Origin of the sequence: Streptomyces sp. NBC_01750 (assembly GCF_035918095.1) — a bacterium.
Taxonomy (GTDB): Bacteria; Actinomycetota; Actinomycetes; order Streptomycetales; family Streptomycetaceae; genus Streptomyces.
The window spans coordinates 858,259-873,287 of the sequence record NZ_CP109137.1; the positions used below are offsets into that span (position 1 = coordinate 858,259).

A 15,029-nucleotide genomic window follows, 5' to 3' on the forward strand; every position below is an offset into this window, starting at 1 on the left:
CCAAGGAAAAGGAACACGAAGGAAACCGATGGCTGAGTTCCAGATAAACGCCCATCGCTTCGACCCGTACAAGAATTTCAAGTTCCTGGTCCTCTGGGACGGTCGAACGGTCGCGGGCATCAGCAAGATCAGTCCTCTGAAGCGCACCACCGAGGTGGTCAAGCACCGCCACGGCGGTGACCCGAGCTCACCGCGCAAGTCACCCGGCCGCTCCGAGTTCGAAGGCGTCACGCTCGAGCGGGGTGTCACCCACGACCCGGAGTTCGACCGCTGGGCCAACAAGGTGTGGCAGGTCGGCGCCGGGCTCGGCGCGGAGGTCTCGCTGCGGGACTTCCGCAAGGACATCGTCATCCAGGTACTCAACGAGGCCGGGCAGGTCGCCGTCTCGCACAAGCTCTACCGGGCCTGGGTCAGCGAGTACCAGGTGCTCGGTGAGCTGGATGCCAACGCAAACGCCGTCGCCATCCAGAGCGTCAAGCTCGAATGCGAGGGCTGGGAGCGGGACTACGAGGTGGAGGAGCCGGTCGAGCCCTCCTTCACCCATCCGGCCTGAGCCCGGAGGAATGCACCGGAGGAATGAGGGATGACGCCGACGGGGCCGGCCGGGATGCTCGCCACCTGGGAGGCCGGGCTGGCACAGCACGAATCCGGGAGGTCCCTGCTGCTGCACCGGGCGGCCCGCCCGGGGGCCGGCACCGACGAGTTGCTGTCGATGCCGGTCGGCGAGCGGGAAGCGGACCTGTTCGCGTTGCGCCGGGCGCTGTTCGGCGAGCGCATGCAGGTGCGTGTCGAGTGTGCGTCGTGCGGCGAGGCCATGGAGTTCGACCTCGACGCGACGTTGCTGGGCGCCAGGACGCGTACACCGGACGGGCCGCTGCGAGTGGAGGAGGACGATTGGGTGGTGGAGTTCCGGCTTCCCACCGTCGCCGACCTCGCGGCGGCCGGTGCGGTGCCGGATCCGGCGGCGGCCCGTCGGCTGCTGGTGACGCGCTGCACGGTTTCGGCCGTACGGGGCGGTGAGGCGATTCCCTCGGAGCGGCTGGCCTCGCTCCTGCCGGAGCGGGTCCAGCAACGGCTCGCCGAGACGGCGGCGGACGCCGACCCGGCGGCCGACGTGACGCTGAACGTCGCCTGCCCCGAGTGCGGTGAGGCCACCCCGGCCGAGCTGGACATCACCTCCTATCTGTGGACCGAACTGGACACCTGGGCACGGGACTTGATGCTCGATGTCCATCTGCTCGCCACCGCCTACGGGTGGAACGAGCCGGAGATTCTGGCGCTCAGCCCGCTGCGGCGTCGCTACTACCTGGAGCTGTGCGCAGATGCCTGACTACTTCGACCGGCTGCTCGCCCGGTACACGCCGGTGACCGGGGGTGCCGGTGGCACGGCGCGGGTCCGGCCGCGGCTGCCCGGCCCGTTCGAGCGGGTCGAGGCAGTGCGGAGCGGTCCGCCGGAGCCCGACGCGCCGGCCTCACTGATCCCGTCCGCTCCGGGCCCCGCCTTCGGACCGGCCGGGTCGGTCCGTCAGGAGCGGGAGGTGCGGACCGACCGGCACACGGTCGTACGGACCGAGGCGGCCCGGCGCGGTGAGCCCGAACGGCCCGCCGTCGCCGCCGTGCCTCCCACGGAACCACTGCTGCGGCCTGCGGCGCCCGCGGCTCCCGGACCGCGAGCTGCCGCCAACGACGTTCCACGCCCGGCCCGCCGGTCGCCCGCTCCCACGGGGTCCGACGAGCCGTGGACACCGACTGCTGCCACGCCACGTACCGCGGACCTCGCTCCCCCGGTCACCGCCGCCCCGGCAAGGCCCCGCAGCGCCGACACCGCCACCGCCCGCGGCGCCGCGCCGAACGGACTGGGACGGCGCGCGCCCCGGCCGGCCGAGCGTGTCGTACACGTACAGATCGGTCGGCTGGAAGTGAGCGCGGCACCGCCAGCGGGCGCGAACCGCCCCGCCACGGGCCGCTCCGACCACACCGGACGGCGCGCGCCGGCACTGACCTTGGACGACTATCTGTCGCGCGGCGAGAAGAGGGACTGACGTCATGAGCAATGGACTGGCCCTCGCGACGGTCACCCAGGCCCTGGCACTGCTGATCGAGAGCAATCTGGGGCCCGAGATGGACCTCGCGGTCAAGGTGGAGACTCGTAAGCCGCCGGCCGAGCCGCCGGCCGAGCCGACCATCAATGTCTTCCTCTACCAGGTCACGCCGAACCCTTCGATGCGCCATCACGACCTGCCGACGCGCGCTTCGGACGGCACACTGCTCAAGCGCCCTGCCATGCCGCTGGATCTGCACTATTTGATCAGCGCGTACGGGGAGGAGGCGGAGCTGGTCGGCCAGCGGCTGATCGGGTGCGTGGTCCGGACGCTGCACGAAATCCCGGTGCTGCCCAAGGAGTTGATCGAGCTCGCTGCGGAGCGTCCGTATCTGGCGGGCAGTGATCTGGCCGAGTCGCCGCAGAAGGTGCGCTTCACGCCGACGGTGATGGACATCGACGAGACGTCCAAGCTGTGGGGCATGCTCCACCAGACTCCGTACACGCTGTCGGTGGCGTATCAGGCCTCCCTGGTCCTGATCGAGGGCCGCGAGAAGCCGGTCCCGGCGAAGCCGGTGGAGCGGCGGACGGTGCGGGTGATGCCGTTCGGGGCTCCCGGCGCACCGGTGCCGCCGGGATCCACGCCTCCGGCCGAGGAGCCGGCGCGGGTTGAGGACGAGACCGAGGCCGCCGGGGCGCAGACGGCAGCCGCTGAGCCGGGGGCCGCGAAGAAGCGGCTCGCGTCCAGGACGGCACCGTCAAAGACCACGCCCTCCAAGACCGCGCCCTCCAAGACCGCGCCGTCCAAGAGCGTCCCGGGCAAGGCCGCTGCGGGCAAACCCGCGGCGTCCGGGTCCACCGTCTCCAAGCCGGTGGCCAAGCGGGCCGCGCCCGCCTCCCGTACCGGCAAGGACTCCGGCGCGAGCGGGAGCGGCGGCGGCCGGTCACCGGGATCCGACGCAGGCGCGGGCGCAGACGGCAAGGACAGCTGAGGCGCGGTGCGGGACACGGGGGCGGGTGAGGACATGGGTACGGACGAGGGAACCGGTCCGGGCGCGGTGGTGGACGCCGGTGCGGACGGCCGCGCGCTGGCCGCGGCCGTACGGTCCGTCCTCGCGCGCATCGACGCCCACGCACAGCGCGCGCGGCACCGGACCCCGACGGCGGGGGACGAGGCATCCGCCGGTTCCGGCGCGGCAACTGCGGGCAATGGGCGCACAGGCACGACTGCCGCCGGAGCCGGGCAGCCGCGTCCCGAGGCGGGCGCGGCCGCACCCGTACCGGTACCAGTGCGCGAGACCGGCGCGGCGGCGGAGAGCGACCGGCGCGCGAACACCGTCGCTGCCACGACCGACCGGTCGCGGCCCGCCGACGCGCCCGAGCTCACCGCACCCCGCACCTCGGCGCTCGCCGCCCCCGCTCCCGCCACCCTGGACGCGCTCGTCGCCTGCTTCGGGCTCAGCCGCTTCGAACGCGACGTCGTCCTGCTCGCCGCCGCCGCGGAGCTGGACCCCACCACCGGCGGCCGTTGCGCCGCCGCGAGCGGCGACCCGGACCGGGCGCACCCGACCTTCTCGCTCGCCCTCGCCGCACTCGCCGACGCCCACTGGAGCGCGCTCACGCCCGTCGCCCCGCTGCGCCGCTGGCGGCTCGTCGAACTGGACGACGAGACCCGGCTGACCACCTCACGGCTACGCCTCGACGAGCGCATTCTCCACTTCCTGGTCGGCTCGCCGTACCTGGACTCCCGGCTGCACGGGCTGTTACGCCGCACGACAGTGCCGGAGTCGCTGCCGGCCTCGTACGACCTCGCGGCGAGCCGGGTCGCCGCGGGCTGGGCGGGAGCGGGCCCGTACGCACCACTCCGCGTCGAGCTCGTCGGCGGCGATCTGCGCAGCCGCGCCGACATCGCCGCCGCGGCCGCCCGCCGTTCCGGGCTCGGTCTGTACGCGATGGCCGCCGACGACATGCCGACCGACCCCGCCGAGCGCGACCGGCTGGCGCGGCTGTGGCAGCGCGAGGCGATCCTGCTGCCCGCCGCGCTGCTTGTCGAGGTCGGCGAGCTGGAACGTGACCAGGCCGCGGCCACTGACGCGTTCATCGAGAGCGCGGCCGTACCGCTCGTGGTCTCCAGCCCGGACCCGCGGCAGACCGCCCGACCACGCGGCGAACGGGTCACCGTCCCGGCCCTCGACACCGAGGAGCAACTCGGCGTGTGGACGGACGCCTTCGAAGACGTGCCAGAGGTGTCCGAAGAGGATCTGAAGGATCTCGTCGAGCAGTTCTCGCTGCCGCCGCATCTGATCAGGTCCGCCGGCGCGACCGTCGTACGGGATCTGCCCGGTGAGGACGAACTGGACGCCACCGGGCTGGCCTGGAGAGCCGGACTCACCGAGGCGCGGATGGGCATGGACGAGCTGGGCCGGCGGATCGAGCCGCAGGCCACGTGGGGCGATCTGGTGCTCGCGGAGAGGCAGTCGAGGATCCTGCGCGAGATCGTCGCGCATGTGCGTCAGCGGGCGACCGTCTACCAGGAATGGGGCTTCGCCGCGACGCTGCGCCGCGGCCTCGGCGTCACCGCGCTGTTCGCGGGCGGCTCCGGTACCGGCAAGACGCTCGCCGCCGAGGTGATGGCGAAGGAGCTGGGCCTGGATCTGTTCATCATCGACCTTTCCCAGGTGGTCAGTAAGTACATCGGCGAGACCGAGAAGAACCTGCGCAAGGTCTTCGACGCGGCCGAACGCGGCGGCGCGCTGCTGCTCTTCGACGAGGCGGACGCGCTCTTCGGCAAGCGCAGCGAGGTCAGGGACAGCCACGACCGGTACGCCAACCTCGAGGTCAGCTATCTGCTGATGCGGATGGAGGCGTATCGCGGTCTCGCGATCCTCACGACCAATATGAAGCAGGCCCTGGACACAGCCTTTATGCGCCGTATCCGCTTCGTCGTCGACTTCCCCTTCCCCGGGGAGAGCGAGCGCGCCGAGATCTGGCGGCGGGTGCTGCCCGCGCGGGCGCCGATGAAGGGCGTCGATCCGGAGCTGCTGGCCCGGCTGACCGTGGCGGGCGGCTCCATCCGCAATATCGCTCTCTCGGGCGCCTTCCTCGCGGCGGAGGAGGGCGACCGGCTCCAGATGCGCCACATGCTGGAGGCGGCGCGTACCGAATACCTCAAGCTGGACCGCTCCTTGACGCCCTCGGAGGTCCACGGATGGGTCTGAACGAGGCACGGCGTGAAGCTCCGCGGGAGGCACCGCGCCATACGGAGCGCACGATACGCGTGGACATCGGCGAGCTGGTGCTCGACGGGTTCGAGCGGCTCGACCCGGACCGGGTGTCCGCGGCCTTCGAGGCTGAGCTGGCCCGGCTCGTACGGGAGCGGGGTGTGCCGCTGGCCGCTGACGGCGGCCGGGCGCTGGACGCGCTGTCCGGGCTGCCGCCGCTGCCGGCCACCACTTCGCCGGGGCGGCTCGGCGAGGCGCTGGCGCGTGCGGTGCACGCGGGTCTTTCGGGGCGGGGTGAGTCGCGATGAGTACGTCCCATGCCCAGGACGCGCAGGCGGCCCAGGCCGAACGGCGACGCAAGCGCAAGGAGCGGGCCAAGTCCCGTACGCCGGAGCCGAAGAACATCGTCAGCGGCGCCGGACAGCCGCTCGACCTGAGCGTACGGCGGGAGCTGGAGGAGCAGCTCGGTCACGACTTCAGCCGGGTGCGTCTGCACACCGACCGGGACGCGGGCACGCTCACCGAGCTGCTGGGCGCGGACGCGGTCGCTGTCGGCCAGGACATCTTCTTCCGCGAGGGAACGTACCGCCCGGGCACGGCGGACGGGCAGCGGCTGCTCGCCCATGAGCTGCTGCACACGGTCCAGAACCCGGAGGGGCTGGGCGCGCTGCGCGCGGGCCGTGATCTGGGCGCGGTGAGCCTGCCGCAGCAGGCGATGGAACGCGAGGCGGAGTCGGCGGCGCAGGCACTCGTGCGGGACGAGGAGCAGGGCGCCCCCGAGGTGGAGCCGGATCAGTCCACGCCCGGCTGGCTGCGGTACGCCACGGTCGACGCCGACCGGTCGCGCAGGGAGCAGCTGGACCCGGCGACGGTGGTGGACCGGCTGGCGAACGGCGTGCTCCGCTCGCTGCGGGGCGACCCGGCGGATCTCTCGGGACGCGTACGCCTGCAACTTGCCCGGATGTCACCGCGGTTGCAGGACTCTGTGCTGGACCGGCTGGAAGTACGGCTGCTCTCCAGCGAGTACGACCGGCTGCTGGACCTCGCCGAGGAGTCCGAAGCCAAGCCGGTGGACCTCCAGCCGGCCCAGGTGCCCGAGCCTGAGACGGACCTCTTCGAGCTGCTCGGCGTCGAGCGCGCCCAGTGGAAACGCAAGGAAGAGGGCGAGCAGGAGTCGAAGGACCGGCAGGCCGAGGACGCCGGCGAGGAGCAGAAGGACGCCAAGGCGCGGGACGAGAAGCGCGGCGGCGACCGGAGCCGGGCGCAGTCGGACGCGGCGGCTGAGAAGGAGGAGGCTGCCCGGCGCACCGAGCAGGAGGACGAGCGCGCCCAGTCCCGGCAGCAGGCCGCGCAGGAGCAGCAGCAGGAAGAGCAGAAGCAGGGCCAGGACCGGCTGCGGGTCGACGAGGCCGCCGACGAGCGGGCGCAGGGCCAGGCGGATGGCACCGAGCAGGCCAAGGAGGAGCGCAAGGAGCAGCGTGACCGGGAAGAGCAGGATCCCGAGCAGGCGAACGCCCCCGGCGCCGACAAGCGCAAGCGCAAGGACGACGCGAAGAAGCCCGCGGACGGCTCCAGGCAGGAGAACCTCGACCCGAAGGCGAAGGGGCAGCCCGGTCCCGTACGCCCGGAGAAGGTGGACGAGCGGGCCGAGCAGCGGGACAGCGCACTGTCCGAGCACGGTCTTCACGAGAAGGACGAGGACGAGGGGGAGCCGCGCGAGGAGGAGAAGCCGCTCGGGCTCGAGGCGGGCGCGGACCGGGAGATCGGCAGCGATGAGGGCGACCGGGCCAAGGGCGGCGGCGCGGCCGAGCCCGAGCTCAAGCCCGAGGACTATCTGCCGGACACCGATCTCGACGTCTCGTCGGTTCCCACGGCCGACAACCCCACGGCCACGGTGCCGACCTTCCCCACTCCCCCGCCGACCAAGGCCGAACAGGTCCAGGAGCAGCGGGAGAACGACGCCGAGGAGGAAGAGGACGAGGACGCCCCGGAGGCGGAGGCCAAACCGCCGGGTGCCGAGATGGGGCCGGTCGAGGGCGAGGCGCCGCAGCCCGAGGGCGGACCGGCCGCCGAGGCCGGGGACCGCAGCGAGAAGGACCTCCAGCCGGAGAAGCCGGTGGACCAGGAGGTCGGACCCGATCCGGAGACCGAGGGCAGGCAGGAACCGGAACCCGAGGCGGAGAAGCAGGACCCGGAACAGCAACAGGACACGGCTGAGAGGGACTCCGGCTCAGGCGACGGCGAGCAGCAGCCGGACGCCAAGAGCGCCGAGGACCAGCAGGAGGAACGCAAGGAGCAGGCGGAACAGGACGCCAGGCCCCGGCCGGGGGCTGCCGGTTCCCCGGCGGGTGCGCCGGACATGGGCGCCGCCGCAGGTACGGCGGCGGCCGCGACCCCGCCGGCGGGTGCGCACACGGAACGGACCTCGCTCGAGGACCGCAGGCCCTCCCCCGCCGCCCGGCGGGTCGCGGACTCCGCGAAGGGCGACCACGAGGCATCGGCGCCCAAGAGCGCGGTGCCGAAGGAGAGCGGTCCGGGAGCGGCGCCGAGTGGTGTGGTCGGCAGCAGCAGTACGGCGGGGCCGAGTCCCGCGACCGGCCCCGGCGGGGCGCCCTCGGCGGCGCAGGCCGCGGTCGGTCCGGCGGCCGAACAGGCGGAAAGCCCGGGGAAGTTCGGTGCTCCCGCGCCGGAGGGCACAAAGGCGCAGCCGGAGGCGTCACTGGAGAAGGACGGCGGCGGTTGCGCACCTCCGGAGCCCGCGGCGGAGAAGGAGGAGGGCGGCGGCAGTTGCGGTGGCGGCGGCGGGGCCGCTCCCGAGGAGAAGCAGGAGGAGCCGCCGGACGTCTCGGGCCAGGACCCGAAGGCCGCGATCGGTACGGTCAGCAAGCTGGCGCCGGACCAGGCCGCGGCCGCCATGCCCGGTGTGGACGCCGCCGCGGACAAGAAGATCGGCGAGGAGCAGCAGCGTCTCGACGCCAACCCGCCCAAGCGGGAGCGCCCTTCGGGTGCTCCACGCACCCGGTCGGCCCCGCCCGAGGCAGCCGCTCCGGCCGCCCGGGTGACCGGCAAGGTCGAGAAGCTCGGGCCCGAGGACCGGGTCGAGAAGCAGAAGGCCAAGGGCAGCGAGAAGGCGGAGGGCGCGAAGCCCACCGACAACACTCCCCCGCCGCCGGCCCCGGTGGCGGACAAGCTGACGGCCGAAGAGGCGAAGAACGTCGACGCCGCGGCCGACGCGGTGCCGACCGTCGACCCGGAACTGCGGAACAAGACCGTAGGGCCCGCCCCCAAGATCAGGCTCGAGGGCGAGAGCGACCCGAAGCGCACGGACGACCAGGCCAAGGCGCTCAAGGAGAAGCAGTCCGACATCCAGAGCACAGGTCGTGAGGACGCGGCCAAGCCGATGGGCGAGGACCAGATCTTCCCCGACGCGCCCCAGGAGCAGTTGGTCGGCAAGGCCACGGGTCGCGCCGGCGGGAAGGGCGGCGAACTGACCGCCTCGGCCGCGCCCGGGCCCGGCGTCGGCGCGGTCGCCAAGCAGGAACGCGGCTCGGAGATCCAGGGGGCTGCAGGCCAGGCCCAGGGCGACCTGGTCGCCGAGGAGAAGGAACAGCAGCAGGGCGAGCAGCAGGCCAAGCAGGAAAAGCAGACCGAGATCGACCGCGAGGTCACCCAGAACGCGGAGAAGCAGACAGCCGAGCGCGGCCGTGCGGCCGAGGATGCTCAGCGCGAACGCGAGAGCTGGCGCGATGAGCAGGACCAGAAGATCGAGGACGCGGACAAGAAGTCCGAGAAGGAACACGCCGACAAGAACAAGGAAATCGTCAAGGCCCGCGACGACAAGGACAAGGAGGTCAGCGACCGGAAGGACAAGGACAACGCGCAGATCGACACCGAGCGCGAGAACGCGGAGAAGGAGGCCGAGAAGAAAAAGGAGGAGGAAAAGCCCTCCGGGGGCTTCTTCGGCTGGGTCGCCGACAAGGTGAAGAGCGCCTTCAACGCGATCCTCGACGCGGTCACCAAGGTCTTCGACGCGGCACGCAAGGCCGTGAACGGCATCATCGACACGTTCAAGGAGTGGGCCAACAAGGCCATCGACTTCGTACGTGACCTCGCCATCAAGGCGATCAACGTACTGGCGGACGCACTGATCGCGATCGGGGATGTGCTGCTCGCGGCCTTCCCGGAGCTGCGGGACAAGTTCCGCAAGGCGATCGAGGGATTGCGCGACAAGGCGATCGCGGCGGTCAACGCGCTGGCGGACGGCCTGAAGAAGGCGGTCAACGCCCTGCTCGACGCCCTGGCGGCAGGCCTGAACGCGTTGCTTGATGTCCTTGAGGCGGGCATCAAGGCCGTCATCAAGATCTACCAGGCGGTGATCCTCGGCGCGATCAAGTTCGCCCAGGCGGCGATCGAGGCGCTGGGCAAGTTCGCTGCGCTGGTGGCGGACATCGCCCCGGACCCGGGCGGCTGGATCAGCAAGGCGGGCAGCTCGGCGAAGGCCGGCATCACCGATCACCTCTGGGGCGCCATCAAGACGGGTGTGAAGCGGTGGTTCGACACCAAGGTCGAAGGCATCCTCGGCCTGGGCAAGGCCGTGATCAACGTCCTGGTGAAGGGCTGCGTCTCGATCAAGCAGATCGGCAAGATGGCGTGGGACGCGATCATCGCGTCGCTGCCGATGATGATCGCGTCGATCGTGATCGAGAAGGTCGTCTCGATGATCGTCCCCGCGGCGGGCGCGATTCTGACCATCGTCCAGGGTCTGATGGCGGCCTGGCAGAGCATCAGCTCGATCCTCTCGGCCTTCAGCAAGTTCTGGGCCTACTTGAAGGCGGTCAAGGCGGGACCGGCGGCCTGCCTGTTCGCGGAGGCGGTCGCGGCGGGGATCGTGGCGCTGCTGGACTTCATCGCCAACTTCCTGATGATCCGCCTGTCTTCGGCAACGAAGGGCGTCGGCAAGCGCCTCAAGGTCATGGCCGAGAAGATCATGAAGGGCCTGAAGAAGACGGGCAAGGGCGCGAAGCAGGCGGCGGGCGACGCGGTGAACAAGGCGCGGGGCGCGGTGCGCAACGCGGTGGAGTCCTTGAGGAAGCCGGCGGGACCGTCGAAGCCGAAGGGGCCGCGGGTCCCGAAGAACCGGTCCGCGTCGACGGACCGGGGTCCGGGCCGCGGCCCACAGGCCGCGAACCACGACAGGCCGACGAGTAAGGCACCGGACAAGGTGCGGGAGCGGCGCCGGGAGGAGTCCGAGGACAGGCTGCACAAGGACAAGGAGTCGACGAAGGCTCAGCAGGAACGCGGACCCGACTCCACCGCCGACGACCGCACACCAGACCGGAAGCCGGACCTGACGAAGGACAAGGCGCCCGACACGCCGAAGAAGAAGAAAGAGACCGAGGCCCCAAAGCGCACAAAGCCACGCGAGCCGAAGTCGCCACTGGGCAAGGCCCTCCAGAAGATCAAGGGAAAAGTCAAGTCAGCACTGAAGAAGGTACGCAATGCCGGCAAGGCGCTCGGCAAGAAACTTCGGAAGTCCAAGCTCGGCAAGGCGCTCAAGAACAGCGCCAAGAAGGTGCGAGACTTCTTCAATAAGAAGCGCGACCGCATGCGCGACGACAAGAGGAACCGGACGGACAGGAGAAACCAGCGGCGCGACAGTCGCAAGAAGAAGGAGAAGTCCCAACAGGCCAAGCACGACCGGCTGGACAAAATTCTCCCTCGACTTCATCGCATCCTCAAAAGCCGACTGGAGCCAGGCATCCCACAGCTGGCGCACCGAGTGCTTCTCGCTGCCCTGCGCACCTGGTACCGGCTGACCAGTCTGACAAAGGAAGACAGCCCGGAGTTCAGGGTGCGCGCGACTCTCAATCCTGGACGCACAGTCATCGCCGGAATATCAGAGAACCTGCGCGACTACTTGAAGCGTCAGCAGCTGCCGCGTCCCGTGGTACTGCCTCTACCTCGGAATGGGACCCCGCCGGGGGTCCGGCCGGGGTCGGAGACCAACGCAAAGTATATCAACCCTGTGTACGCGGACGAGCACGGACGGGAGCCGAGCGGGCAGAGCACGGAGGGCTTCGACTACCTGGAGTTGCACAAGTTCAACAAGAATCCCCCACCGCAGTGGGACCGTATGCACCTCATACCCCGCGAAGTGGGCGGAGCGGCGAAAACAACCAACTTCGTGCCGGCCAGAAACGAGGACAACAAAGCGTTCTACAACAGCATCGAGAAGTACGCGGGTCAGACATTCGGCAGCAAGTCCAGTACCAATCCGCCGTCGCCGGGTTGGTACAAGGCATCCCTGACACGCTACTCAGGCACAGCCAGGAAGTACCCGACGGGGAAGTACCCGGAAGGCTTCCCGAAACGACTGGAAGCCCAGTGGGGCCTGTACGCGAGGAATGGCCGCGGGTCCGGACTCAACCACACGGACTGGAGGCAGTTGCCCGCCCGAATGACAGCCGCGATCGACTTTGCACCCCCGCCGGTCCCTGGCACCACGCCCGCCACGGTCAACATCAACAAGGACAGCAGGGAGTCCGTCAAGGCCGCTCTCAGGCAGAGCGCAGTCTTCATGGACGCAGTCATGGAAGAGCGAGCAAAGGCCGGTCCCGGCGGACAGGCGTTCAACGACATCCTCGACATGCGCACCAAACTTGCAGGCTTCAAATCGAGGGCAGGGAAGAGCCTGTACAACCTCGACAAGGCCATGAACCAGGTCGAAGCGCGCTACGTTGCCGGATTGTTCACTTTCTAGTGGCACCCACCCGCCTGATCACTTACAGAGAGCCAGCGTCATGCAGAATCTCACTCCGAACGAGCAACGACACGCAGCGTCATTGGAACAAATCCGTACGAGCCCTTTCCTTGAAGCGGAATGCGGAACCACCGATGAGTTGGCGGAGCCCGTCGAAGACCTGCTGCCACTGTACGAGCACAATCCCGACTGGGAGGACGTGGAATTCGACGAGAGTCTGCTGAACTGCTCTCTTCGTTTCTCGGATCTAGGAGCCCGATGGGCGACGTCCGGGAACCTTCCGGAAATCTATGGAGAATTCAGGATCCTTCATTTCTACGACGTGTTCGACCAGTCCGAAGGACCCTCCGGAGGGGAGGAGGCCACAAATTTTCAGCAGGAGTTCCTCTCGCAGTTGCGCATATTCGATCACACACCTCGCTCCGGCGCAGGAATGGTGACATACATGCGAATGCAGCCGCATGTCACATCCTTGGAAATCTGGTACCAGGATATAGCCGACATCGGCAGTGAACCCTACCCGGCCAACTTCATCAGAATGAACATCACATACTGCGAGTATCTCGAGGCATTGCTCCTCACCAAAGGAACTTACGGCTGGCAGTATCTATACACTGACGTCTCACTGCGCGGGGGCGAATTCCACAGCAAAGCCCGCTACCTCAAACACATGCTGGACGTTTTTCCCGGAATTTTTCCGCAGTACGACTACACGTCGCTGGCGGCAAGGCTGGAGGAACGGCTGTGAGGGTCTCCGCAGATAGAAGCGCATGAAACGCCGGGCACCGAAATTCAGCCCCCATCCAAAGTGAGGCGAAATGACCCGCTACGCAGACATACCCAAGCCCATCCGCTCCGGCATCGTCGTCGTCGACCCCGAACGCGGCACCCCCCAGCGCATCATCGTCCTCCAGTTCAACCCCGACACCCTCGAACGCTCCCTCGCCCCCCAGGCCGCCGGCGGCTCCGGTGATGCCGGCGGGGGCGGCAGCGGAGGGGATCGCAACGAAGCCCTCCGGCTCAAGGGGCCCGCCGAGGAGAGCTGGAAGTTCACCGCCGAGATCGACGCCACCGATCAGTTCGAGGTCGCCGCGCCCGACGGGATCCACCCCGAGCTCGCCACGCTCGAGATGCTGGTGCACCCCACCAGCGCACAGCTTCGCGAGGCCTCCCGCCAGACCAGGAAGGGCACCATCGAGATCAGTCCGATCGAGATGCCGCTGACCCTCTTCACCTGGGGCAGCAAGCGCGTCATGCCCGTGCGGCTCACCGAACTGTCCATCAACGAATCGGCGTTCGACGTCAATCTCAACCCCATCAGGGCCAGCCTCGGCATCGGTATGAAGGTCCTCAGCGTGAGCGATCTGCCGGCCGGGCACCGCGGGGCCGATCTGTATCTCGCGCATCTGGCGCAGAAGGAGCGGCTGGCTCGGGCCGCAAGAAGTGGCCGGCTGGCCGAGCTCGGTCTGGGACGGGGGTTGTAGGACGTGATGGAGCCGTACGAGAGCGCACTTGACGCCATACCGGGGGCCCACCCGTACCCGCGGACGAGTCGTTATCACGACGCCGAGATCGGGGTGCATCGCACAGCGGACGGCACCGAAATCCGGTACACCAAGCGGCGCTTGCTGCCGCCGCTGAGCGAAACCGCCGACGAGACCGCCCCGCACACCGTCAGCAGCGGCGAGCGCCCCGACCATCTCGGTCAGCGCTACTTCGGCGACCCCGGCCAGTGGTGGCAGATCGCGGACGCCAATCCCGTACTCGACCCGCAGGAACTGACCGCCGAGCCGGGGCGGACGATCGACATACCTCTGCCGGGTGGGTTCCATGGCTGATGAGCCCATCGGGAGCGGGCCCGTCCATCTCACCCTGCGCATGGGCCCCAAGCTCACCCGTCCGGTGCCGGCCGAGGTGGCCGAGGCGCTGCTGTCCGCGCAGATCACCATGACCTCGGGGGAACGGAGCGGGTTCCAGCTTGCCTTCGATCTGACCAAGCGGGGGCTGATCTCCCAGCGGCTGCTGCCCGAGGGCTTCTTCGATCCGAAGACCAGGGTGATCGTCACGACCTCCGTCAAGGGAACGCCGACGGTGATCCTCGACGGGCTCATCGTGCGGCAGGAAGTGGGCGCCAGCAATCAGCCGGGGCAGACCACGCTCACCGTCACCGGTGAGGATCTGACCCTGCTGATGGATCTGGAGGAGCGGACGGACCGGTATCCCAATCTCGGCCCCGCCCAGCGGGTCGAGCGGATTCTGCGGAGATACGCGGACTACGGAATCGATCCCTGGATCATCCGTGAGCAGATCCATCAGCCGCCCCGCGAGCAGCTGCGTGTCGACTACCAGACCGGCACCGATCTGCAGTACCTGAACGAGCTGGCCCGCGCCAACGGCTACACCTTCTATCTGGAGCCGGGACCGGGCATCGGCCGGTCCGTCGCCTTCTGGGGTCCCGAGCAGCGACTCGGTCAGCGCCAGCACGCGCTGAACGTCAACATGGACAACAACTCCACGGTCGACCAGCTGACGTTCGCGTACGACGGGTCGGCCAGGGAAGAGCCCCAGGCGCGCGTCCAGGACCCGCGCACCCGCGACGTACGCCTGCTGGCGCAGCCCGACATCAGCCCGCTGCGGCCGCCGCTGGGCCTCCGGGCCTCCCCCGCTCTCAAACGCAAGACCCTTTCCGGTACGGCCAAGAAGGAGCTCGGGCAGGCCGAGGCCGAGACCCTCGCCAGGGCCGCGACCTCCGCGGACGCGATTTCCGGGTCCGGCTCGCTCGATGTCAATCGGCACGGATACGTCCTGCGGCCACGGGAGTTGGTGGGGGTTCGCGGCTCGGGCGTGACCTACGACGGCGACTACTACGTCAAGAGCGTCACGCACAACCTCAGGCCAGGCTCGTACCAGCAGAACTTCACGCTCTCCCGCGAGGGCCTGATCGCCCGCAGCAGGACAGTGCGCCCGTAGAGACGCGTCCGCAGAGACGTGAGGACCAGGAGAACTT

11 protein-coding genes are annotated in these 15,029 nt (G+C 69.4%); all 11 read left to right on the forward strand.

What is annotated here, in order from left to right; translation table 11 throughout:
- The first annotated feature begins 28 nt into the window (after positions 1–28).
- Entirely contained in the window at positions 29–553 is a 525-nt protein-coding gene (locus tag OG966_RS03805) for a phage tail protein (protein WP_326647916.1), read from the forward strand.
- 30 nt (positions 554–583) lie between these two features.
- On the forward strand, positions 584–1,330 hold the full coding sequence (locus tag OG966_RS03810; protein WP_326647917.1) for a T4 family baseplate hub assembly chaperone: 747 nt from the start codon (positions 584–586) through the stop codon (positions 1,328–1,330).
- Positions 1,323–2,042 carry a hypothetical protein gene (locus OG966_RS03815; protein ID WP_326647919.1) on the forward strand — a complete coding sequence of 240 codons (720 nt, stop codon included), beginning with the start codon at positions 1,323–1,325 and terminating at the stop codon, positions 2,040–2,042. Before OG966_RS03810 ends, OG966_RS03815 begins: the two co-directional genes overlap by 8 nt.
- A gap of 4 nt (positions 2,043–2,046) precedes the next feature.
- Positions 2,047–3,033 (forward strand): DUF4255 domain-containing protein, encoded by a 987-nt coding sequence (locus OG966_RS03820; RefSeq protein WP_326647920.1) that lies wholly within the window; start codon positions 2,047–2,049, stop codon positions 3,031–3,033.
- A gap of 33 nt (positions 3,034–3,066) precedes the next feature.
- Complete coding sequence (locus tag OG966_RS03825; RefSeq protein WP_326647922.1) at positions 3,067–5,259, forward strand: AAA family ATPase; 2,193 nt, start codon at positions 3,067–3,069, stop codon at positions 5,257–5,259.
- A gap of 59 nt (positions 5,260–5,318) precedes the next feature.
- Positions 5,319–5,570 (forward strand): hypothetical protein, encoded by a 252-nt coding sequence (locus OG966_RS03830; protein WP_326647923.1) that lies wholly within the window; start codon positions 5,319–5,321, stop codon positions 5,568–5,570.
- Positions 5,567–12,022: an eCIS core domain-containing protein gene (locus tag OG966_RS03835; RefSeq protein WP_326647924.1), complete on the forward strand. Its 6,456-nt coding sequence runs from the start codon at positions 5,567–5,569 to the stop codon at positions 12,020–12,022. The genes OG966_RS03830 and OG966_RS03835 overlap by 4 nt, the downstream gene beginning before the upstream one ends.
- A gap of 40 nt (positions 12,023–12,062) precedes the next feature.
- Positions 12,063–12,770 (forward strand): hypothetical protein, encoded by a 708-nt coding sequence (locus tag OG966_RS03840; RefSeq protein ID WP_326647925.1) that lies wholly within the window; start codon positions 12,063–12,065, stop codon positions 12,768–12,770.
- A gap of 70 nt (positions 12,771–12,840) precedes the next feature.
- On the forward strand, positions 12,841–13,506 hold the full coding sequence (locus tag OG966_RS03845; protein WP_326647926.1) for a hypothetical protein: 666 nt from the start codon (positions 12,841–12,843) through the stop codon (positions 13,504–13,506).
- A gap of 6 nt (positions 13,507–13,512) precedes the next feature.
- Complete coding sequence (locus OG966_RS03850; RefSeq protein WP_326655076.1) at positions 13,513–13,860, forward strand: hypothetical protein; 348 nt, start codon at positions 13,513–13,515, stop codon at positions 13,858–13,860.
- Positions 13,853–14,992 carry a hypothetical protein gene (locus OG966_RS03855; RefSeq protein ID WP_326647927.1) on the forward strand — a complete coding sequence of 380 codons (1,140 nt, stop codon included), beginning with the start codon at positions 13,853–13,855 and terminating at the stop codon, positions 14,990–14,992. Before OG966_RS03850 ends, OG966_RS03855 begins: the two co-directional genes overlap by 8 nt.
- The last annotated feature ends 37 nt before the right edge of the window (positions 14,993–15,029 follow it).

What these genes read in the sequence shown, in the direction of transcription:
- OG966_RS03805 (WP_326647916.1), top strand. Translation starts at nt 29, where the DNA reads ATGGCTGAGTTCCAGATAAACGCCCATCGCTTCGACCCGTACAAGAAT.
- OG966_RS03810 (WP_326647917.1), top strand. Translation starts at nt 584, where the DNA reads ATGACGCCGACGGGGCCGGCCGGGATGCTCGCCACCTGGGAGGCCGGG.
- OG966_RS03815 (WP_326647919.1), top strand. Translation starts at nt 1,323, where the DNA reads ATGCCTGACTACTTCGACCGGCTGCTCGCCCGGTACACGCCGGTGACC.
- OG966_RS03820 (WP_326647920.1), top strand. Translation starts at nt 2,047, where the DNA reads ATGAGCAATGGACTGGCCCTCGCGACGGTCACCCAGGCCCTGGCACTG.
- OG966_RS03825 (WP_326647922.1), top strand. Translation starts at nt 3,067, where the DNA reads ATGGGTACGGACGAGGGAACCGGTCCGGGCGCGGTGGTGGACGCCGGT.
- OG966_RS03835 (WP_326647924.1), top strand. Translation starts at nt 5,567, where the DNA reads ATGAGTACGTCCCATGCCCAGGACGCGCAGGCGGCCCAGGCCGAACGG.
- OG966_RS03840 (WP_326647925.1), top strand. Translation starts at nt 12,063, where the DNA reads ATGCAGAATCTCACTCCGAACGAGCAACGACACGCAGCGTCATTGGAA.
- OG966_RS03845 (WP_326647926.1), top strand. Translation starts at nt 12,841, where the DNA reads ATGACCCGCTACGCAGACATACCCAAGCCCATCCGCTCCGGCATCGTC.
- OG966_RS03850 (WP_326655076.1), top strand. Translation starts at nt 13,513, where the DNA reads ATGGAGCCGTACGAGAGCGCACTTGACGCCATACCGGGGGCCCACCCG.
- OG966_RS03855 (WP_326647927.1), top strand. Translation starts at nt 13,853, where the DNA reads ATGGCTGATGAGCCCATCGGGAGCGGGCCCGTCCATCTCACCCTGCGC.